This window comes from Rhodopseudomonas sp. G2_2311 (genome assembly GCF_047501505.1).
Classification (GTDB): domain Bacteria; phylum Pseudomonadota; class Alphaproteobacteria; order Rhizobiales; family Xanthobacteraceae; genus Rhodopseudomonas; species Rhodopseudomonas palustris_H.
Genome location: NZ_JAZDRK010000015.1, coordinates 61,786 through 82,192 on the forward strand (window position 1 = coordinate 61,786; position 20,407 = coordinate 82,192).

18 protein-coding genes are annotated in these 20,407 nt (G+C 66.7%); 5 read left to right on the forward strand and 13 right to left on the reverse strand.

Going from position 1 to position 20,407, the window contains the following annotated elements:
• Positions 1–9: 9 nt before the first annotated feature.
• A complete protein-coding gene (locus tag VRZ08_RS18185; protein ID WP_414533420.1) occupies positions 10–1,620 on the reverse strand; it encodes a phytoene desaturase family protein in 1,611 nt (536 codons plus the stop codon).
• 161 nt (positions 1,621–1,781) lie between these two features.
• On the opposite strand from VRZ08_RS18185, the gene VRZ08_RS18190 reads away from it, so the two are divergent.
• Positions 1,782–4,061 carry a spermidine synthase gene (locus tag VRZ08_RS18190; RefSeq protein ID WP_414533421.1) on the forward strand — a complete coding sequence of 760 codons (2,280 nt, stop codon included), beginning with the start codon at positions 1,782–1,784 and terminating at the stop codon, positions 4,059–4,061.
• Between the two features lie 61 nt (positions 4,062–4,122).
• Here the strand turns inward: VRZ08_RS18190 and VRZ08_RS18195 are convergent, their stop codons facing one another.
• On the reverse strand, positions 4,123–4,893 hold the full coding sequence (locus VRZ08_RS18195) for a L,D-transpeptidase (protein WP_414533422.1): 771 nt from the start codon (positions 4,891–4,893) through the stop codon (positions 4,123–4,125).
• 268 nt (positions 4,894–5,161) lie between these two features.
• Between VRZ08_RS18195 and VRZ08_RS18200 the strand changes: the two genes are divergently transcribed.
• A complete protein-coding gene (locus VRZ08_RS18200; protein WP_107345289.1) occupies positions 5,162–5,509 on the forward strand; it encodes a hypothetical protein in 348 nt (115 codons plus the stop codon).
• A gap of 84 nt (positions 5,510–5,593) precedes the next feature.
• Here VRZ08_RS18200 and VRZ08_RS18205 read toward each other — a convergent pair whose 3' ends face one another.
• The 6 genes from VRZ08_RS18205 to VRZ08_RS18230 form a co-directional block, all read right to left on the reverse strand.
• Complete coding sequence (locus VRZ08_RS18205; RefSeq protein ID WP_107345288.1) at positions 5,594–6,355, reverse strand: ABC transporter permease; 762 nt, start codon at positions 6,353–6,355, stop codon at positions 5,594–5,596.
• Positions 6,356–6,357: 2 nt separating this feature from the next.
• A complete protein-coding gene (locus tag VRZ08_RS18210; protein WP_408016612.1) occupies positions 6,358–7,278 on the reverse strand; it encodes an ABC transporter ATP-binding protein in 921 nt (306 codons plus the stop codon).
• 334 nt (positions 7,279–7,612) lie between these two features.
• Positions 7,613–7,903, reverse strand: coding sequence for a type II toxin-antitoxin system HicB family antitoxin (locus tag VRZ08_RS18215; protein ID WP_414533423.1), 291 nt, complete (start codon positions 7,901–7,903; stop codon positions 7,613–7,615).
• 8 nt (positions 7,904–7,911) lie between these two features.
• Positions 7,912–8,106 (reverse strand): type II toxin-antitoxin system HicA family toxin, encoded by a 195-nt coding sequence (locus VRZ08_RS18220; protein WP_414533424.1) that lies wholly within the window; start codon positions 8,104–8,106, stop codon positions 7,912–7,914.
• Positions 8,107–8,222: 116 nt separating this feature from the next.
• A complete protein-coding gene (locus VRZ08_RS18225; protein ID WP_414533425.1) occupies positions 8,223–8,507 on the reverse strand; it encodes a type II toxin-antitoxin system HicB family antitoxin in 285 nt (94 codons plus the stop codon).
• Complete coding sequence (locus VRZ08_RS18230; protein WP_414533426.1) at positions 8,507–11,053, reverse strand: ATP-dependent helicase; 2,547 nt, start codon at positions 11,051–11,053, stop codon at positions 8,507–8,509. Before VRZ08_RS18230 ends, VRZ08_RS18225 begins: the two co-directional genes overlap by 1 nt.
• Before the next feature lie 315 nt (positions 11,054–11,368).
• Here VRZ08_RS18230 and VRZ08_RS18235 point away from each other — a divergent pair, with 315 nt between their 5' ends.
• Positions 11,369–11,542 (forward strand): DUF1328 domain-containing protein, encoded by a 174-nt coding sequence (locus tag VRZ08_RS18235; RefSeq protein ID WP_107345284.1) that lies wholly within the window; start codon positions 11,369–11,371, stop codon positions 11,540–11,542.
• Here the strand turns inward: VRZ08_RS18235 and VRZ08_RS18240 are convergent.
• A complete protein-coding gene (locus VRZ08_RS18240) occupies positions 11,539–12,069 on the reverse strand; it encodes a thioesterase family protein (protein ID WP_414533427.1) in 531 nt (176 codons plus the stop codon). The genes VRZ08_RS18235 and VRZ08_RS18240 overlap by 4 nt on opposite strands.
• Positions 12,070–12,136: 67 nt before the next feature.
• Here VRZ08_RS18240 and VRZ08_RS18245 point away from each other — a divergent pair, with 67 nt between their 5' ends.
• Entirely contained in the window at positions 12,137–13,564 is a 1,428-nt protein-coding gene (locus VRZ08_RS18245) for an FAD-binding oxidoreductase (RefSeq protein WP_414533428.1), read from the forward strand.
• A 135-nt stretch (positions 13,565–13,699) separates the two neighbouring features.
• Positions 13,700–17,521 (forward strand): AsmA family protein, encoded by a 3,822-nt coding sequence (locus VRZ08_RS18250; protein WP_414533429.1) that lies wholly within the window; start codon positions 13,700–13,702, stop codon positions 17,519–17,521.
• A 20-nt stretch (positions 17,522–17,541) separates the two neighbouring features.
• On the opposite strand, the gene VRZ08_RS18255 is transcribed toward VRZ08_RS18250, so the two are convergent.
• The 4 genes from VRZ08_RS18255 to VRZ08_RS18270 all read right to left on the reverse strand — a co-directional run bounded on the left by VRZ08_RS18255 (position 17,542) and on the right by VRZ08_RS18270 (position 20,347).
• Positions 17,542–17,820, reverse strand: coding sequence for a ribbon-helix-helix domain-containing protein (locus VRZ08_RS18255; RefSeq protein ID WP_011159041.1), 279 nt, complete (start codon positions 17,818–17,820; stop codon positions 17,542–17,544).
• Positions 17,817–18,005 carry a DUF4169 family protein gene (locus VRZ08_RS18260; protein ID WP_107346670.1) on the reverse strand — a complete coding sequence of 63 codons (189 nt, stop codon included), beginning with the start codon at positions 18,003–18,005 and terminating at the stop codon, positions 17,817–17,819. The genes VRZ08_RS18255 and VRZ08_RS18260 overlap by 4 nt, the downstream gene beginning before the upstream one ends.
• A 265-nt stretch (positions 18,006–18,270) precedes the next feature.
• Complete coding sequence (fumC, locus tag VRZ08_RS18265; RefSeq protein ID WP_414533430.1) at positions 18,271–19,698, reverse strand: class II fumarate hydratase; 1,428 nt, start codon at positions 19,696–19,698, stop codon at positions 18,271–18,273.
• Between the two features lie 112 nt (positions 19,699–19,810).
• Entirely contained in the window at positions 19,811–20,347 is a 537-nt protein-coding gene (locus VRZ08_RS18270) for an SspB family protein (protein WP_164635597.1), read from the reverse strand.
• Between the last annotated feature and the right edge of the window lie 60 nt (positions 20,348–20,407).

Here is a 20,407-nt window from a genome sequence, read left to right on the forward strand (position 1 = left end):
TCCCCGGACTTATCCACGGCTTGCGAACAAGCTGCGGTGGTCGTTGAGGATCGCCGCGGCCGCATTATGGCCGGGGGCGCCGGTAACGCCGCCGCCGGGGTGGGCGCCGCTGCCGCAGTGGTAGAGACCTTTCAGCGGACCGCGATAGTCAGCGTGGCCCAGCAGCGGGCGCGCCGAGAACAACTGGTTCAGGCTGAGCGCGCCGTGGAAGATGTCGCCGCCGAGCAGGCCGAACTCGCGTTCGAGGTCGAGCGGCGACAGGATCTGGCGACCGAGCACGCTGGCCGCAAAGCCCGGCGCGTAGCGGTCGACAGTCGCGATCATCAGGTCGGCAACCTCTTCGCGATGGTCGTCCCAGGAGGCGCCGTCCGGCAGCTCCGGGGCGACGTGCTGGCAGAACAGGCTGGCGACGTGTTGCCCCTTCGGAGCCAGGCTGTCGTCGAGCGTCGACGGGATCAGCATCTCGACCACCGGCTCGCGGCTCCAGCCGTGGGCGCGGGCGTCCTGATAGGCTCGGTCCATATAGCCGAGGCTCGGCGCGATGATGATGCCGGCGGTGAGGTGGTCGCCGTCGCCGGGCAGCGCGGTGAACGACGGCAGCTGCGACAGCGCGACATTCATTCGGAACGTGCCTGAACCGGTCTTCCAATTTTGCATCCGGCGGCGGACATCGTCGGGTAGCGCGTCCTGCGGCAGCAGGCGGGTGTACAGCAGCTTCGGGTTGACGTTGGACGCCACCAACCGCGCCCGCACGCTGCGGCCGTCGTCGAGGCTGACGCCGACCACGCGATCCTTCTCGACCAGCACCTCGCGCACCCCGGCTGAGGTTTCGATCTCGGCGCCTGCGGCGCTGGCTGCTGCGGCCATCGCCTGGGTGATTGCGCCCATGCCGCCGATCGCGTGACCCCAGACGCCCTTCTTGCCGTTCACCTCGCCGAACGCGTGATGCAGCATCACATAGGCCGAGCCGGCCGCATACGGACTGGCGTAGTTGCCGACGATGGCGTCGAAGCCGAACAGCGCCTTGACCAGATCGTGCTCGAACCGGGCGTCGAGCATTTCGCCAGCCGAGCAGGTGAACAGATCGAGCAGCAGCCGCTGCTGCTCGATGGTGAGAGCCCGCAGCCGGTTGGCGGTTCCGAGCGCGTTCAGGCTCTCGCGGATCGCCGGCAAGCCGAATTGCGCCACCAGATTGGGCGGGGCGCGCAGCACGAAGTGCCGCAGTACATCGGCGATGATTTCGAGTTCGGCCGCGAACCCGCCGAACGCTGCGGCATCATGCGGACTGAGCCGGGCCAGCGAGGCGGCGGTGAAGTTGCTGCCGGTGAGCAGATATTGGCCGTCCAGCGCGGGCAGGAAGTTCTGCGCCTTGCGCTCGACGATTCTGAGCCCGTGCTCGTGCAGCTTGAGGTCGGCGATCACTTTCGGATTGAGCAGGCTGACCGTGTAGGCCGCGACCGAGTTGCGGAAGCCGGGATGAAACTCCTGCGTCACCGCGGCGCCGCCGACCACGCTGCGGCGCTCCACCACCTTCACCTTCAATCCCGCGCGCGCCAGATACGCCGCGCAAGTGAGGCCGTTGTGACCGGCACCGATGATCAGGACGTCGGGATCGGACATCGGAAGGTTCCCGGACCGGATGTGACAGACACGTTCCCGGCTGGTTTTGCCATTGTTCACAGAGCGACGCTAGGATGCGGCGCGTCACGGGCCTGCCGGAATCCATCGCCATGGCCGACGATGTCCAGCGTCCGCCGCGGCGGACCGCAGCAGGAGACGCCATGACCGAACCGACCCTCGGCGCGAGCCCGGCCAGCCCGGCGCGCAACCGGCAGATCCTGATCGTTTATACCACCGCGATCTTCGTCAGCGCGCTGCTGCTATTTTCGGTGCAGCCGCTGTTCACCAAGATGGTCCTGCCGAGGCTCGGCGGCTCGCCGGCGGTGTGGTCGGTGGCGATGGTGTTCTTCCAGTCGCTGCTGCTGGCCGGCTACGCCTATGCGCACGGGCTGAGCCGGTTTTCCGATCGCCGAGTGCCGGTCGTCGTGCACCTGCTCGTGCTGGTCGGCGCGTTGTTGACGCTGCCGCTGGCGATCGCCGGCGGATGGGGCACGCCGCCGGCGAGCGGCTATGAGCTGTGGCTGCTCGGCCTGTTCGCGGTGTCGATCGGTCTGCCGTTCTTCGCGCTCGCCGCCAACAATCCGCTGCTGCAGGCATGGTTCGTCCGCACCGGCCATCCCGACGGCCGCGATCCGTACTTCCTCTATGCGGCGTCCAATATCGGCAGCTTCCTGGCGCTATTGTCCTATCCGGTGCTGCTCGAGCCGCTGCTGACGCTGCGGCTGCAGAACCTGATGTGGACCGCCGGCTACGGCGTGCTGATCCTGCTGATCGCCGCCTGCGGCGTGCTGTTGCTGCGGGCACCGGCCACCGCTGCGGCCGAATTGATCGCCGACGATCAGGATGTCCCGGCGCCGTCATGGCTGACGGTGGGGCGCTGGGTATTTCTCGCCGCAGTGCCGTCCGGGCTGCTGATCGCCGTCACCGCGCACATCTCGACCGACGTCGCCGCCGCGCCGCTGCTGTGGGTGCTGCCGCTGTCGCTGTACCTGCTCACCTGGGTGTTGGTGTTCCAGTCGCGGCCGCTGCTGCCGCACAAATGGATGCTGGCGCTGCAGCCGATCGCGATCGCGGTGATCGTGGTGCTGCTGGCCTATTCGGCGTCCGAGCACAATCTGCTGCTGACGCTCGGCGGACACCTGGTGTGCTTCTTCATCATCGCGATGGCCTGCCATGGCGAGCTGGCGCGGACCCGGCCGCCGGCGCGATATCTCACCGGCTTCTACGTGGCGCTGTCGTTCGGCGGCATGGTCGGCGGCCTGTTCGCCGGTCTGCTGGCGCCGTACACGTTCTCCTGGATCGCCGAATACCCGATCCTGCTGGCGCTGGCAGTGCTGTGCCGGCCGCAGACGCCTGAATGGCGGCCGCAATGGTCGGTGGCGATCTGGCTGCTGATCGCCGCGCTGGCGGTGGTGCTGATCACCTCCGCGTTCACCACCGGCAAGCTGCACGAATGGTTCGCCACCAACCGCGTGCTGGTGATCGGCGACGTCGTCGGGCTCGGCGTGGTCCTCGCGGTGGTGCTGCGCGCAGCCCCGGCCAAGCTGCTCGCCACCGTCGTGATCGCCTTGGTGTTGATCCGGCTGTATCCGGCCGACGAGGGGCGGATTGAGACGGTGCGCAGCTTCTTCGGCGTGCACAAGATCCAGGTGACGGCGGACGGCCGCTTCCATGTGCTGCTGCACGGCACCACGATCCACGGCGCCGAACGCGTGCTGAACGACGACGGCACGCCCGTCACCGGGCGGCCCGATCCGATCTCGTACTACCACAAGGACGGCGGCATCGGCCAGGCGATCACCGCGATGCGCGAGCGTAAGGGCGGCCCGATCCGCGTTGCCGTGATCGGGCTCGGCTCCGGCACGCTGACCTGCGCGGCGGCACCGGACGAGCATTGGCGGTTCTTCGAGATCGATCAGTCGATGATCGATACCGCGCGCGACCCGAAATATTTCAGCTTCGTCAGCAAATGCGCGCCGGATCTGCAGCCCGTGGTCGGCGACGCGCGGCTGACCTTCGCGCACGAGCCGGACGGCGCCTACGACCTGATCATCGTCGATGCCTATTCGTCGGACGCGATCCCGATCCACCTCGCCACCCGCGAGGCGATGGCGATCTACAAGGCGAAGCTGGCGCCACAGGGCGCTGTGCTGATGCACGTCTCCAACCGCCATCTCGAGCTGGCGAGCGTGGCGGTCGGCATCGCCGACGCCAACGGGCTGAAGAGCTGGGTCGCGTCGCAGGATGCCGGGCGCGATGCCGAATACATCTTCGCCACCTCGGTGGTGATCTCGGCCCGCGAGGCTGCGGACATCGGCCGGCTCGCCGGCAACGAAGACTGGACCCTGACCGCGCCGCGCGACGGCGACCGGGTGTGGACCGACGACTACTCCAACGTGCTCGGTGCGGTGTGGCGCCGGCTGCGCGACGGCGAGGATTAGGCAAAACAAAACGCGCGGCTGGGGAGGCCGCGCGTTTCAATCGGATCAGTCGTGGCTCGGCTCAGTACGCCGAGTAGCCGCCATAGCCGCCGTCATAATAGCCGCGCGGCTGATAATAGCGTCGCGGCGCATAGTCCTGGGCGTAGGAGTCGTTTTCGACGTAGCCGTATTGCGGCGGCGCGACGCGGCGATAGCCGGGAGGGGCTGGGTAGCGGCGGTCGGCGTAGCTGCCATCGGCCGGATAGATGTAGCCGTCATCGGTGACCTGCGGGCGCACCGCGCGCGGCCGGCTCGGCACCAGGTCGATCGGCTGGCCGTTGGCATCATAGGTCGGAGACGGCAGCGGTTCGGCGCGGGCGATGGCATTGCCGCCCTTGGTCTTCAGCCGCGCCAGCGCGACCTGCGACGAGCCGGTAAGCGTCACCGTGGTGTTCAGCACGCCTTCCTTCTCGACCAGCGCGTACAGCGTCGCGGCGTTGTCGCGGGATAGCCGCACGCAGCCATGCGACACCGGTACGCCGAGCTTGCCGGCCGCGTCGGTGCCATGGATGGCGTGGCCCTGCTTGGTGAAGAAGATCGAATGCGGCATCGGCGCATCGTCGAATTCCTTCGAATAATGGTCGGCTTCCATCCGGAAGGTCTGGAATTTGCCGTTCGGCGTTTCGTGCGACGGATTGCCGGTCGACACCGGCCAGCGGTACCGCTCGACGCCATCGACCGCGACGGTGAGCTGCTGATTGTCCTTGTCGACGGTTATGGCGACTTTCGCCTGAGCGGTGCTTGAGACCGCCAGCAGGATCAGGCCGGTCAGAGATACGAGATACGAACGCATTGTGCGGCCTCCTGGCCCGATCCTTTCACTTCCTTGCCCGCCCGATGGTAATATGCATAGCGGCTGCGACAGTTTCCAGTCGCCGCTGTGCCGCAGCGGCAAAACCTTCGGCATCGTTAAGATGGCTTCGGCGACTCCAGCGGCAGCATCAAGACACCACCACGGCGGAATCTCGGCGAAACGGGAACCCGAGGCGCGCGGGCGTGTTAATGTGCTGCAGAGTCCGCGCCCGGCGTTCTGTCGGGCGTTTCAATCCGGAGGGACATCGATGAAGACCACTGCCAAGGCGTTTGCCGTTCGCGCCGAGCACACCCCGTTGAAAGCACTGTTCGCAGCAGCCGCCCTGGCGCTCGCGGTGCTGGCGATTCCGACCGCCGGTCATTCGCAGGGCATCGTGCGCGGCGCGGAGCAGGGCGCCCGTGAGGGCAATCGCGCGGCCGGACCGATCGGCGGCGCCGTGGGCGGCGCGATTGGTGCCGGCGTCGGCGGCGCGGTGGGTGCGGTGAACGGCGTGCTCGGCCTGCCGAACCACGGCCCGCGCTACCGCTATCACCGCGGCCATCGCTGCAAGGGCTATTACACCCGGAGCGGCAACTTCCGCTGCTATCGTCGCTAAGACGAGCGGCTCATAAACAATCAAGGCGCGGCCATCGGGCCGCGCCTTTTCGTTTGGGGCGTGCTTTGCGACGCGGCTGCTGGCTCAGGCCTTCAGGCGATAACCGGTCTTGAAGATCCACCACACCACCGCGAGGCAGGCGAGCAGGAAGCCGAAGGTGGCGGCAAGGCTGACGGCGACGTTGACGTCGGCGATCTCGTAGAAGCTCCAGCGGAAGCCGGAGACGAGATAAACCACCGGGTTGAACAGCGCGATGGTCTGCCAGACCGGCGGCAACATCGAGATCGAATAGAAGCTGCCGCCCAGGAAGGTGAGCGGCGTGATGATCAAGAGCGGCACCACTTGCAGCTTCTCGAAACCGTCGGCCCAGATGCCGATGATGAAGCCGAGCAGGCTGAACGCCACCGAGGTCAGCACCAGGAACGCGAACATCCAGACGGGATGAGCGATGTGCAGCGGCACGAACAGGCCGGCGGTGGCCAGGATGATCAGGCCGAGGATGATCGACTTGCTGGCCGCGGCGCCGACATAGCCGACCGCGATTTCCAGAAACGACACCGGCGCCGACAGGATCTCGTAGATGGTGCCGGTGAATTTCGGAAAATAGATGCCGAACGAGGCGTTGGCGACGCTCTGCGTCAGCACGCTGAGCATGATCAAGCCGGGCACGATGAAGCTGCCGTAATTGACGCCTTCGACCTGGTCGATCCGCGAGCCGATCGCGGCGCCGAACACGATGAAATACAGCGAGGTCGACAGCACCGGCGACACGATGCTCTGCATCAGCGTCCGCCAGGTCCGCGCCATTTCGAACAGATAGATCGCGCGGATCGCCCGCAGGTTCATGCTCACGTCCTCACCAGGCTGACGAAGATCTCCTCCAGCGAGCTCTGGCTGGTGTCGAGATCGTGGAAGCGGATGCCGGCGGCGCGGACGTCGCCGAGCAGCGCGGTGATGCCGGTGTGTTCGGCGCGGGTGTCGTAGGTGTAGATCAGCTTGTTGCGGTCGTCCGACAGCGTCAGGCCATAGGCGGCGAGCTGCGGCGGCACCGTGTCGATCGGGGCGTCGAGATGCAGCTTGAGCTGTTTCTTGCCGAGCTTCTGCATCAGTGCCGATTTTTCGTCGACCAGAATCAGCTCGCCATGGTTGATGACGCCGACGCGGTCGGCCATCTCCTCGGCTTCCTCGATGTAGTGCGTGGTCAGGATGATGGTGACGCCGGTCGCCTTCAGGGCGCGCACCACCTCCCACATTCCCTTGCGCAGTTCGACGTCGACGCCTGCGGTCGGCTCGTCGAGAAACAGGATCTGCGGCTCGTGGCTGAGCGCTTTCGCGATCATCACCCGGCGCTTCATGCCGCCGGACAGGGTGATGATCTTCGAGTCCTTGCGGTCCCACAGCGACAGGTCGCGCAGCACCTTTTCGATATGCGCCGGGTTTTTCGGCCTGCCGAACAGCCCGCGGGAAAAGCTCACGGTGTCCCACACCGACTCGAACGCGTCGGTGTGCAGCTCCTGCGGCACCAGCCCGATCAGCTCGCGCGCCGCCCGATAGTCGGTGATGATGTCGTGGCCGTCGACCGTCACCGTGCCGCCGGTCGGATTGACCAGCCCGCAGATCGTGCCGATCAGCGTGGTCTTGCCGGCCCCGTTCGGCCCGAGCAGCGCGAAAATCTCGCCGCCCATGATGTCGAGACTGACCCCGTTCAGCGCCTTGCGCCCGGTGCCGTAGGTCTTGCTCAGATTTTGGACGGAGATGATCGGGGCCATGCGGGCTCGTAAAGTGTCGGGCGCAGGAAAAGGGCGGAACGCAGCCGGAACGTGCGGGCGGCTTACATAAGGACGGCCGAGCGCGGACGCAACCGACAGGACAAACAGGCGGGGGTGGGGAAAAATTTCGTGTCGCGGCTTGGTGCGCCGAACCTCATCGCGTCGGTGCTTCGTGGTATCGCCCCTCACCGCGTCATTGCGAGAAGGCGAAGCCGACGAAGCAATCCAGAGATCCAGAGCACTGAGTTTCTGGATTGCTTCGCGGAGCCTGTCATCGGGCGGCGCTGCGCGCCGACCCGTTGGCTCGCAATGACGGGGGGAGACGTTGGTCCGATCACTCTGCCGCGTGGGCGCGGCTTGGTGTTTCGATCAGCGCGACGATGTAGTTCTGGATGTCGTCGGCGAGTTCAGGATCGGCCTTCAGTTCGGTCAGCGAGCGCGGCTTGGGCACCGGCTTGCCGTCTTGCTCGACCTGCTCCAGGTACAGCTCCAGCGCCTCCGGCGCATTGCGCAGCGCCTCGTCGAGATCGTCGCCCGCGGAGACGCAGCCGGGCAGGTCCGGAAACCACACCCCGACCGCTACGTCGGGCCCGGCGTCTTCGATGATGGCGATGTAGTGGGTCATGGCCGACCTCAATCCGGCTCCCAGCCTGCGCCCTTATAGATGGCACGGACCAAGCCTTTTCCCAAGTCCTTCTTCGGATGCGGCACGGTGACGATGTCCCGGCGCACAGGATGCTTGAAGACGTGATGCGATCCGGTGACGCGGACGCAAGTCCAGCCTTCACGTTCGAGACGTCGGATGATATCGCGGCTACTGGTGAGCATCGGGCGGTCGTCAGGTAATTAATTCAAACTGCAATGCACCAGCCTACATCTCCCTCGCCAAAGGCGCGAGCGCGTTCATCCTCTCGGTCACGTCAAAGATAGCTTATGCCCGGCCGCTATTCGGCTGCATCCGCGTCGGCGTCAAATTCGATCAGCGCCACGATCGCATCCCTGCTGGCTTCGACGAAGGCGGGGTCTTTGTTCAGTTCGTCGATCGACCGCGGCGGATTGAATACGATGGTGCCGTCCGGATCTTCGGCCGCAAAGGCAAGCAGCTCGGCGGCTTCTTCTTCGGCTTCCTCGATCGTCTCGCCGGCGGTGACGACGCCTGGAATGTCGGGAAACGACACGCTGTAGCTGCCGTCGGCGTCCTGATGGATCAAGGCGACGTAGTGCGCCATCACACCCGCTCCACGAAACTATCGACCACCTTCTTCTCGCCGGCCTTGTCGAACACGATGGTGAGTTTGTTGCCGTCGATCTTGGTGACGTGGCCGTAGCCGAACTTCTGGTGGAAAACGCGATCCTTCAGCGAGAACGCCGACTCCGTGCCGGTGGATTTGGCGACCAACTCGCCCTCGATGGTGAACGGAGCGCGGCGGGCGGTGCCGGATGAGTAGGACGAACCGCTCTCGCCGAAGCCGCCGCTGCGGCCACCGTTGCTGCCACCACCGCTCCGACCGCGTTGCGCCTGGGCGCGCTGCCAGCCCGGCGTTGAATAGCTCGAGCCGAACGACTCGACGTTGTCGAACCGCGACGGGCCGTAGCCGCTCATGCCGCCCCAGCCGGAGCCGCCTTTCGACTCGGTGATCTCGACATTGGCGGCCGGGAGTTCATCCAGGAAGCGCGACGGGATCGTGGTGTTCCAGGTGCCGTGGATGCGGCGGTTGGTGGCGAAGTACAACTTCGCGCGCTTGCGGGCGCGGGTGATGCCGACATGGGCGAGGCGGCGCTCTTCCTCGAGGCCGGCGCGGCCCTGTTCGTCGAGCGCGCGCTGATGCGGGAACAAGCCTTCCTCCCAGCCGGGCAGGAACACGGTCTCGAATTCGAGGCCCTTGGCGGAGTGCAGCGTCATCACGCTGACGGCGTCTTCGTCGGCGCCGCCTTCGCGATCCATCACCAGCGAGATGTGCTCCAAGAATCCCTGAAGATTCTCGAACTCCTCCATCGAGCGCACGAGTTCTTTGAGATTCTCCAACCGGCCCGCGGCATCGGCGGAGCGGTCCTTCTGCCACATTTCGGTGTAGCCGCTCTCGTCGAGCACGATCTCGGCCAGCTCGGTGTGCGCCAGCGCGTCGCGCTGCACCTGCCAGCGTTCGAAATTCTCGATCAGGCCGCGCAGGCTGCCGCGCGCTTTCGGCTTCAGCTCGTCGGTGTCGATCACCATCCGCGCCGCCTCGAACAACGGAATACGGCGCTTGCGAGCGTGGTCGTGCAGCATCTGCACGGTGGCGTCGCCGAGGCCGCGCTTCGGGACGTTGACGATGCGCTCGAAGGCGAGGTCGTCGGCGGGCGAGTTGATCACCCGCAAGTAAGCCAGCGCGTCGCGGATTTCGGCGCGCTCATAGAACCGCGGACCGCCGATCACGCGGTAGGGCAGGCCGAGGGTGACGAAGCGGTCTTCGAACTCGCGCATCTGGAACGAGGCGCGCACCAGGATCGCAATCTCGTTGAGCGCGTGGCCCTGGCGCTGTAGCTGTTCGATCTCTTCGCCAATCGCACGGGCTTCTTCTTCCGAATCCCAGGCGCCGGTGACGGTGACCATTTCGCCGTCGACGTCCTCGGTGCGCAGCGTCTTGCCGAGCCGGCCTTCATTGTGAGCGATCAGGTGCGAGGCGGCGGCGAGGATGTGGCCGGTGGAGCGATAGTTGCGCTCCAGGCGAATGACCTTGGCGCCGGGGAAGTCGTGCTCGAACCGCAGGATGTTGTCGACCTCGGCACCGCGCCAGCCATAGATCGACTGATCGTCGTCGCCGACGCAGCAGATGTTCTTGGGAGGGCCGGATGGGGCAACCACGTTGCCACTCGCTCCCACGTCATCACCGGGCCGACGCGAAGCGTCGAGACCCGGTGATCCATCGTCTTGTGAAGGGATGGGTTGCCGGGTCAAGCCCGGCAATGACGATGAGGCAGAAGGCGTCTGCGACAGCAGCCGCAGCCACAGATACTGTGCGACGTTCGTGTCCTGATACTCGTCGACCAGGATGAACTTGAAGCGGGACTGATACTGCCGCAGCACGTCGGGGTGTTCGCGGAACAGGCGGATGTTTTCCAGTAGCAGATCGCCGAAATCGGCGGCGTTGAGGATCTTCAGCCGCTCCTGATACTGCGCGTAGAGCTTGCCGCCGCGGCCGTTGCCGAACATCGCGGCTTCGCCGGCCGGCACCTGCGACGGCGTCAGGCCGCGGTTCTTCCAGCCGTCGATCAGGCCGGCCAGCATCCGCGCCGGCCAGCGCTTGTCGTCGATATTGTCGGCGGCGAGCAGCTGCTTGAGCAGGCGGATCTGGTCGTCGGTGTCGAGCACGGTGAAGTTCGAGGTGAGCTGCACCAGTTCGGCGTGATAGCGCAGGATGCGGCCGCCGATCGAATGGAAGGTGCCGAGCCACGGCATGCCTTCGACGGCCTGGCCGAGCATCTGGCCGAGCCGCAGCTTCATCTCGCGCGCGGCCTTGTTGGTGAAGGTCACCGACAGGATTTCGGCGGGGCGGGCGCGGCCGGTGGAAAGGATGTGGGCGATCCGCGTGGTCAGCACGCGGGTCTTGCCGGTGCCGGCGCCGGCCAGAACCAGCACCGGGCCGTCGAGCGTCTCCACGGCGTCGCGCTGCTCCGGGTTGAGGCCGGACAGATAGGCCGGGCCCGCCGCGGCGCGGGCGCGCGCGGCGATGCCGCCGGCGGCGGGCTGATAGCTGGAGAGGTCGAGAGGCTGGCGCTTGGTCGGATCGGTCATGCGAATCGTTTTACCACCCACAGCCGCGCTGCGGGGCTCGAAGGGGAGCCTTTAGAGCAGGATTATCCGCCGATATAGGCGCGGCGGGCCGCTATCGACAGGTTCGGTCGCGCATCGCAGGCCGGCGCAGCGGCTGGTTAAGGCGATTTCGTTCCGATTTCTCGCGTGAAAATGACGCCTTGACACGCCGAAACCGGCGGGAACTTTCGTTCCAGCCTCGGATTGTTTCGCCAAGCGGCGCAGCCGAAACCGGCGGCGCCTCATCCCAAGAAGGCAGCCGCCAGCGGGTGCCTGAAGCGAAACGGAGGTCATCACATGTTGGGTTGGGTCGTGACGTTTCTCGTGGTTGCGCTGATCGCCGGTCTGCTGGGTTTCGGCGGCATCGCCGGTGCGTCGATCGAAATCGCCAAGATCATCTTCTTCATCGCGATCGTGCTGTTCCTGATCTCGGCGGTGGTCAGCATCTTCCGCGGCCGCACACGGGTCTAAGACGCCGGCCACTTCTTCGAGGGCATCGCGATGCTGCGTCCGATGCCCTCGGGTTGCGGAAGGGCCCGATGAGCTTCTGCCATCCGCGCAATATTGGCGCGGATGTCGTCCGGAAACGGCGCGACTTTCCGGCTCGCCATATCGACGTGCATCGACATGTTCTCGGATGTCGCCGACAGCCAGCCTTCCTCGGCGTGGCGCAGTTCTTCGAAGGTGTGGATCCGCTTCTCGTCCGCCGCGACAATGTAGACCGCGACCTGCACCGGGTCGCCGAGATGAATCTCGCGCAAGTAGCGGACGTGAGCTTCGGCCGTGAAGGTCGAGCCGCCGCGCGTGTTCAGATAGTCGACGCCGATCCCGAGCTCGCTCCAGATCTGATCGATCGCGCGGTCGAACAGCACGTTGTAATAGGCCATGTTGAGGTGGCCGTTATAGTCGATCCAGCCGGGCTCGATCTGCATCACCGACGACAGGAACGGCCCAGATACGGTGCCGATTTCGCTGCTGCGATCTACTTCCAAAGTCAATCGTACCTCCCTTGACCCCTCCGGTATCCTTTGCCACGGTCGCCCCGTTTCCGAAGGAGTTTTTATCGTGGGCCTGACCATCACCAACACGCCGAAGCGCGCCGAGCCGCAGGCCGTGGCGAACGCCATTGAAGCGCTCGCGGCGCGGTTCGGCAACCGCCTCGTCACCTCGCTTGCGGTGCGCGAGCAGCACGGCCACACCACGACCTGGCTGCCGAACCAGCCGCCGGACGCGGTGGTGATGGCGCAGGACACCGCGGACATTCAGGACACGGTGCGGATCTGTGCACAGCACAACGTGCCGGTGATCGCGTTCGGCACCGGCACCTCGCTCGAAGGCCATGTCAACGCGCCGGCCGGCGGCGTCTGCATTGATCTCCGCGACATGAACAAGATCCTCGCCGTCCACGCCGAGGATCTCGACTGCGTGATTCAGCCCGGCGTCACCCGCAAGGCGCTGAACGAGAACCTGCGCGACCAGGGCCTGTTCTTCCCGATCGATCCCGGCGCCGACGCCTCGATCGGCGGCATGGCGGCGACCCGCGCCTCCGGCACCAATGCGGTGCGCTACGGCACGATGCGCGACAACATCCTGGCGCTGAAGGTGGTGCGCGGCGACGGCGAGATCATCACCACCGGCACCCGTGCCAAGAAGTCGGCCGCCGGCTACGACCTCACCCACCTGTTCGTCGGCTCGGAAGGCACGCTCGGCATCATCTCCGAGCTGACCATCAAGCTGCGCGGCATCCCGGAGATGATCGCGGCAGCCTCATGCTCGTTCCCGTCGGTCAGCGACGCCTGCCAGGCGGTGATCCTGGCGATCCAGACCGGCATTCCGCTGGCCCGGATCGAGCTGATGAGCGAATCCCAGGTCAAGGCGGTGAATGCCTATTCCAAGCTGACGCTGCCCGAGACGCCGCTGCTGCTGCTCGAATTCCACGGCAGCGAGGTCGAGGTCGGCGAGCAGTCGAAGAATTTCGGCGCCATCGCCAAGGATTGCGGCGGCGGCGATTTCACCTGGACCACTCGCCCGGAAGACCGCAACAAGCTGTGGCAGGCCCGGCACGACGCCTATTGGTCGGTGCGGGGGCTGCGCCAGGGTGACGGCGTCGGCGTCGTCGCCACCGACGTCTGCGTACCGATCTCGCGGCTGGCGGATTGCGTCGGCGAGACCGAGGCCGACCTCAACCGGCTCGGGCTGCTGGCGCCGATCGTCGGCCATGTCGGCGACGGCAACTTCCACTGCTCGCTGTTGTGCGACGTCAACGATGCCGAAGAGCTGAAGCGCGCCGATGAGTTCATGCACCGGCTGGTTGAACGGGCGCAGTCGATGGACGGCACCTGCACCGGCGAGCACGGCATCGGCCAGGGCAAGCAGAAGTATCTGCAGGCCGAGCTCGGTCTCGAAGCGCTGCAGGCGATGCGCGCGATCAAGCAGGCGCTTGATCCGCAGAACATCTTCAATCCCGGCAAGATCCTGCCGCAAGGGATTTGAACCACAGCAACTTTGCGCCGCGTGAATCCGCCGCTTGAAGTTGCTGTGAGTTCGCCACAGTCTGTCGCTAGGCGTTGAAATCACGAAAGAACGACGCCAGCGAGGGGCGTCAGAACGCCCCCGAGGGGAGACCGCGTGCAGACGACGCTGCTCGGCCTGGCTATCGCGCTGATCCTGGCGCTGCTCGCCGCCCTGGTCGGGCCGTATCTGATCGACTGGAACCAGTTTCGCACTCCATTTGAGGCCGAAGCGACGCGGCTGCTCGGCGCCCAGGTTCGCGTCGCCGGCCCGCTTGATGCGCGGCTGTTGCCGACGCCGTCGCTGCGGTTGCAGCAGGTAACCGTGGGCGGCGCCAACGACGCCGGCCGGGTCGGTGCCGCCAAGCTCGATGTCGAATTCAGCCTCGGCTCCCTGATGCGCGGCGAGCTGCGCGCCGACGAACTGTCGATCAATGGATTGTCGCTCGATCTCGGCCTCGATCCGCAGGGCCGGCTCGACTGGCCGGCGGCCGGACTGTCCAATCTTGCCGCGCTCACCGTCGATCGGCTCAACCTGACCGGTCGGATCGCGCTGCACGATGCGGCGAGCCGCAGCAATCTCGAACTCAGCGACATCGCATTCTCCGGCGAGCTGCGGGCGCAGGCCGCGGCGCTGCGCGGCGACGGCAATTTCCTGCTCGGCGGCCAGCGCTATCCGTTCCGGCTGTCGACCAGCCGCGCCGCGGACAGCGACGCGATCCGGCTGCGCGCCGGGATCAACCAGGGCGCCGGCGGGATCGCGGCAGATCTCGACGGCTTGGTGAGGTTTGAGCAAAGCCGGCCCCGGTTCGACGGCGCAGCTTCGCTGGCGGCGCTTGCGGCAGCGACGGGTGAGACGCCGCGAACGCCGTGGCGGCTCGCCGCCAAGGTCGAGGCTGATCCGGCGCTCGCCAAGCTCGATCAGGTCGAGATCTCCTGGGGCGCTGACGACCGCGGGCTGAAGCTCACTGGCAGCGGCGAAGCGCGGTTCGGCGCCGCGCCGCGTCTCGACGCCAAGCTGTCGGCGCAGCAGCTCGATGCTGACAGGCTGCTCGCGAAGCCCGGCGATGCCGCGGCACCGCAGCCCTGGCTGGCGCGGCTGCGCGATCTGGCGGCGTCGCTGCCGCTGCCGCCGTTGGCGGCGCGGGTGTCGCTCGACGCCGATCAGATCATGATCGGCAGCCGCCCGGTGACCGATCTGACCGCCGAGCTGCGCGGCGATAATCAGGCCTGGCAGATCGAGCAACTTGAGCTGCGGGCGCCCGGCGGCACGCGGTTGGCGCTGCGCGGCGGCGCCGGGGCCGCGGACGCGGCGATCACCGGCACCCTCGATCTGTCCGCCAGCGATCCGGATCTGCTCGCCGCCTGGCTGCAGGGCCGCACGCCGACCGCCGGTGGCCTGTCCAAGGGGTTGCGGATCGCCGGCGGGGTCCGCGCCGGCTCCGACGCTTGGGTGCTCGATCCGCTGACGGTGCAGAGCGGCGGCGACACGCTGCGCGGCCGCTTCGCCTATCGGGCGCGGCGCGACGATCAGGGCGCGCAGATCGACGCCGAGCTGAAGGGCGATAGCGCCGATCTCGACGCCGCGCTGCAGTGGGCCCGGACGCTGGCCGGTCCCGATGGCGGCTGGCCGGAGCAGGCCAGCCTCACGCTCGATCTCGGCAAGCTCAGCGTCGGCGATCAGGTGTGGCAGCCCGCGGCGCTGCGGCTGGCGTATGATCCGCACCGGATCGCGCTCGACCGTCTGAAGCTGGGCACCAGCGCCGGATTGCTGCTGGAAGGCGACGGCGCCCTCGACCGCGACAACGCCGTCGGACGATTGAGCCTCACAGCGCGGGCACCCTCGCCGGGGCCGATCGCGGCGGCGATTGATCCGTTCGCGCCAGCCGTTGCGGCCCGGCTGAAGGCATTGCCTACCGAGGCCGGTGAGGCACGCGCCAAGCTCACACTGTCGACCGAGAAAACCGGCGCGGCGCGGGACCACGTCGAGGCGAGCGGTTCGCTCGAACTGACCGCGCCACAGCTCAGCGGACGTTTGACAGCGAAGGCGAGCCCGCCCGCTGCCGATCTGCGCAAGCTCGATCTCGATGCGCTGGGCCGAAGCGAGCTCAAGCTCGACGGCGAGCTGTCGGCGCCGCGCAGCGAGGCGCTGATGACGTTGCTCGGGCTCGACCGCGTGATCGCCGCGGGGGATGGCGCGGCGACGCTGCAAGCTTCTGGCACCGGCAAATGGCGCGGCGCGCTGCGCGGCAAAGCCAAGCTGACCGCGGCGCGACTCGACGCCGAGGCGAACGGCGAGATCGAGCCGTTCGCGGCCGAGACCAAGGCGGCGCTGTCGCTGAACGCGCGCAAGCTCGACCTAGCGCCGCTGCTCGATCTGCCGGCGTCCGCCACGAGCGATGCGCCGCTGTCGCTGGCGACGCAACTGACGGTCGCCGGCAGCAAATGGAGCTTCAAGGACATCGATGCCGGCATTGCCGGCTCGCGGCTGCGCGGCCGGCTGGCGCTGACCCGCGACGAGACCGCCGAACTCGACGGCGAAGCCGGGATCGACACGCTGCCGCTCGGACCGGCGCTGCAGCTCGCGCTCGGTGCCGCCGGACGCCCCGCCGACGAGCCGCTCGGGCAGGGCTGGCTGCGCGGCTGGCGGGGCAAGATCGCGTTTCAGGCGGTGCGGGCCGAGCTGCCGGGCGGCAGCGAGCTGCAGCCGCTCCGCGGCGTGATCCGCAGCGACGGGCGGTCGCTGACGCTGGACAGCAGTGGCAAGCTCGGCGGCGGTGACGCCAAGGCGGTGCTGACCGCCAAACCGGTGGACGCTGGGGTGGCGCTCGATGCACATCTCAGCTTGAAGGATGCCGACTCCGCGGCGCTGCGCGATGGCGCGCTCGCGCTGCCGCCAGGGAAGCTGTCACTGCAAGGCACGCTGGCGAGCAGCGGCCGCAGCGCTTCGGCGCTCGCCGGCGCGCTGTCCGGCGGCGGCACCGTGACGCTGTCGCAGGCGGCGATCTCGGGGCTTGATCCGAGCGCCTTCGCGGTCGCGATCCGCGCCGCCGATCAGGGCCAGCCGGTCGATGCCGACCATCTGGCCAAGCTGGTCGAGCCGGCGCTGAAGGCCGGGCCGCTGAAAGTCGACAGCGCGCAGTTTCCGATTAGTGTCAGCGACGGCCGCTTCAAGCTTGCGCCGACCACGTTGCAGGCCAACGACGCCCGCGCGGTGGTGTCGGGCGGCTACGATGTGGCGGCGGGGCAGGCCGATCTGCGGGTCGCGCTGATGCAGGCCGAGCCGGCCCAGGAGTTGCCGCCGGAGATTCGAATCTTCGCGGCCGGGCCGCTGGACCGGATGGAGTGGTCTGTCGATCTGTCGGGATTGTCGTCGTGGCTGTCGATCCGCCGGATCGATCGCGAGACCCGCAAGCTGCAGCAGCTCGAACAGGGCGGCAAACCAGCCGCTGCGGCCGATCCGCAGGCACCGACTCAGTCCCCAGCCAATGCCGATCGCGCTCCGGCGCAGACCTCAAGCCTGCCGCCGCCAGCCGTACCGGCGAAGTCGGACACGGCGCCGCCGGCAACTCGCGCGCCATCGGGCAATCCCCAAGCCGTGCCGAAAACCGTGCCTGAGGCTGCACCACAGCCGGCCGCTCCGGGCATCGGGCAGGGCGCTGCGATCAGCCCGGCACCGCCGCTCACGCCGCCATTGCCGGATGCCGATCCGCGCCGCGTGACACCGAAGCCGCGCGCTCAGCCGCAACGACCGTCGCAGCCTCAGCCGCAAACGTCATCTCAGCCGCAAGCTTCGACCGCTGCGCCCTCGACATCGCGCGAAAAGCTCGCGCCACTGCCGCCGCCTTTGGAGATCAAACCTGCACCAGGAGACGCGCGCCCGTCACGGCCGCGTCCGCCCCTGATGTTGTCGCCCCCGAATGCGAGGGCGACCGACTGATCAGCGCACCGATCGAACGATCAGTGCGCTGTCAGCGAGCTCTCGGTCTTGGTATCTGCCACTGCCTGCTGCTGCGCCTGCAAGGCGCGGCTGCGGAAGTAGTCGAGCACGAACAGACGGATCGCCGAGGACAGGTTACCCTGCTGACGATTGCTGTCGATCTCTCCGACGAGCTCGGACAAAGTCATGTCCCGCACGCTGGAGATTTCCTTCATGCCGTTCCAGAACGCTTCTTCGAGGCTGACACTGGTCTTGTGGCCCGCGACCACGATCGACCGTTTCACCACCGGCGATTTCATGACGCGTCCTCGCCACCGATTATGTGTTGATCGAGCAGTTGATTGGCGCGGCTGACATGATGTTGGTCGAGCGCACGCTGCGATTTGGTCCTGCCAAATCGTGCGCGATTGGCATCTGCGAGTTTAGCGGCTGCTTCCCGCTCGGCTCGCTTCTTGAAGCGTTTCAAATTGACCACGTCGGTCATAACGTCACCCATCATCGATTAAATCGGCAACGGGCGTCGCCAGCCAGGCGGGCACGAATGCACGAAGCCATTAGAGGCTCGATCACCATCAAGAACAAAACCATATCGCTGCTTAGATGTGGTTCAACACTTATTCCGTAAATCGAATAAGGCCGCCGAACCACACCGCCGCAAGTGCAAGTTGACCAATCTGGGCGCGCAAGGGATATGATTTACATCAATTTCCGAAAGGGCATTTTTACGACTCTCGGGGCATCCCGCGAGGCTAGCCCGGATGCGTCATTTTGTCCGGCCGCACCAGCCGGTCAAAATCGACCGCACTGATCAGCCCCGAGCGCACCGCTTCCTCCTTCAAGGTCGTACCACGCTGGTGAGCCGCCTTGGCGATCTTGGCGGCGTTGTCGTAGCCGATGGTCGGCGCGAGCGCCGTCACCAGCATCAGTGAGCGCTGCATCAATTCGCCGATCCGTTGCTCATCGGCGCGGATGCCGTCGACGCAGTTGGTGGTGAACGAACGCGCCGCATCCGCCAGCAGCCCGATCGACTGCAGCATCGCCTGCGCCATCACCGGCTTGTAGACGTTGAGTTCGAAGTGGCCCTGGCTGCCGGCGACGGTCAGCGTGGTCTGATTGCCGAACACCTGGCTGCACACCATGGTCATCGCCTCGCACTGCGTCGGGTTGACCTTGCCGGGCATGATCGACGAGCCCGGCTCGTTCTCGGGCAGGATCAGTTCGCCGAGGCCGGAGCGCGGGCCGGAGCCGAGCAGGCGGATGTCGTTGGCAATCTTGAACAGCGCAGTGGCGGCGGCGTTGATCGCGCCATGCACGAACACGTAGGCGTCGTTGCCGGCGAGCGCTTCGAATTTGTTCGGCGCCGTGACGAACGGCAGCTTGGTAATCGCAGCAGCCCGCTTGGCGAACGCCTTGGCAAATTTCGGATGGGTGTTCAGGCCGGTGCCGACCGCGGTGCCGCCCTGCGCCAGCGGATACAGCTCCTTCAGCGCCGACTTGATCCGGGCGATGCTGCTGGCGAGCTGCGCCGCGTAGCCGGAGAATTCCTGGCCCAGCGTCAGCGGGGTAGCATCCTGGGTGTGCGTCCGTCCGATCTTGACGATCTTGGCGAACGCCTTCTCCTTCTTGCGCAGCGCGTCGTGCAGCAGCGTCAGCGCCGGGGTCAGGTCCGAAGTGATCGCCTGCGCAGCGGCGATATGCATGGCGGTCGGGAACGAGTCGTTCGACGACTGGCTCATGTTGACGTGATCGTTGGGATGCACCGGCTTCTTCGAACCGCGCTCGCCGCCGAGCAGTTCGTTGGCACGGTTGGCGATCACCTCGTTGAGGTTCATGTTGGTCTGGGTGCCGGAGCCGGTCTGCCACACCACCAGCGGGAAGTGATCGTCATGGGTGCCGTCGATCACTTCGCGCGCGGCGCGGACGATCGCGCCGGCGCGGCGGGTGTCGAGCAGGCCGAGTTCTTTGTTGGTCTCGGCCGCGGCCAGCTTGACGATTGCCAGCCCTCGGATGATGCCGATCGGCATCCGTTCGGTGCCGATGCGGAAGTTCTGCCGCGAACGCTCGGTCTGCGCGCCCCAATAGCGGTCGGCGGCGACATCGATCGGACCGAAGCTGTCGGTCTCGCTTCGGGTCGCAGCAGATCGCGCGGGGCGGGGAGAGCGGGGCGTGCGGGCCATGATCATCGTCCTGGGAGTTGAGGGTCGAAGAGGGGCGTGGCGGCGCAGGCCGGCAACGCCAAGCGCGCCGGAACGATCCAGCGCGCGGAAGACCTGATAATCGGCAGTTTCGTTACTTCTTGCGGAAGCGGTCGAGCCGCACCACTTCGGCGCCTTCGCCGGAGTGCGCAGGCTGGTCGTCGGAGGACGCGTCGCTGTCGGTGGTGGAAGTGGACGACGGCAGCGCCACAGGCGCCGGAGCCGCGGTCACCAGTTCGGTGACGTCGTCAGACTCGCCGGTCTCGTCGACCTCATCGGCGGCTTCGAATTGCAGCCCGAACTTCACCGACGGGTCGAAGAAGCTCTTGATCGCGGCGAACGGCACCACCAGCCGCTCCGGAATGCCGCCGAATGACAGCCCGACCTCGAAGCGGTCCTCGGTGACGACGAGGTCCCAGAACTGATGCTGCAGCACCACGGTCATTTCTTCCGGGTACTGCGCCAGCAGCCGCGGCGACAGCTTCACGCCGTCGCCCTTCGACTGGAAGGTGATGAAGAAGTGATGCTCTCCGGGCAGGCCGTTCTGGGCGACGTCGGTGAGGACGTGGCGAAGAACGCCGCGCAAGGCATCGCGCGCGAGCACGTCGTATCGGATGTGGTCGGTGGCCATGTCGTCGTCCCGTCTCGTCGTTCCGTCGCTCGGATGCCTGAAGGCTGGTTCGGCACTGGG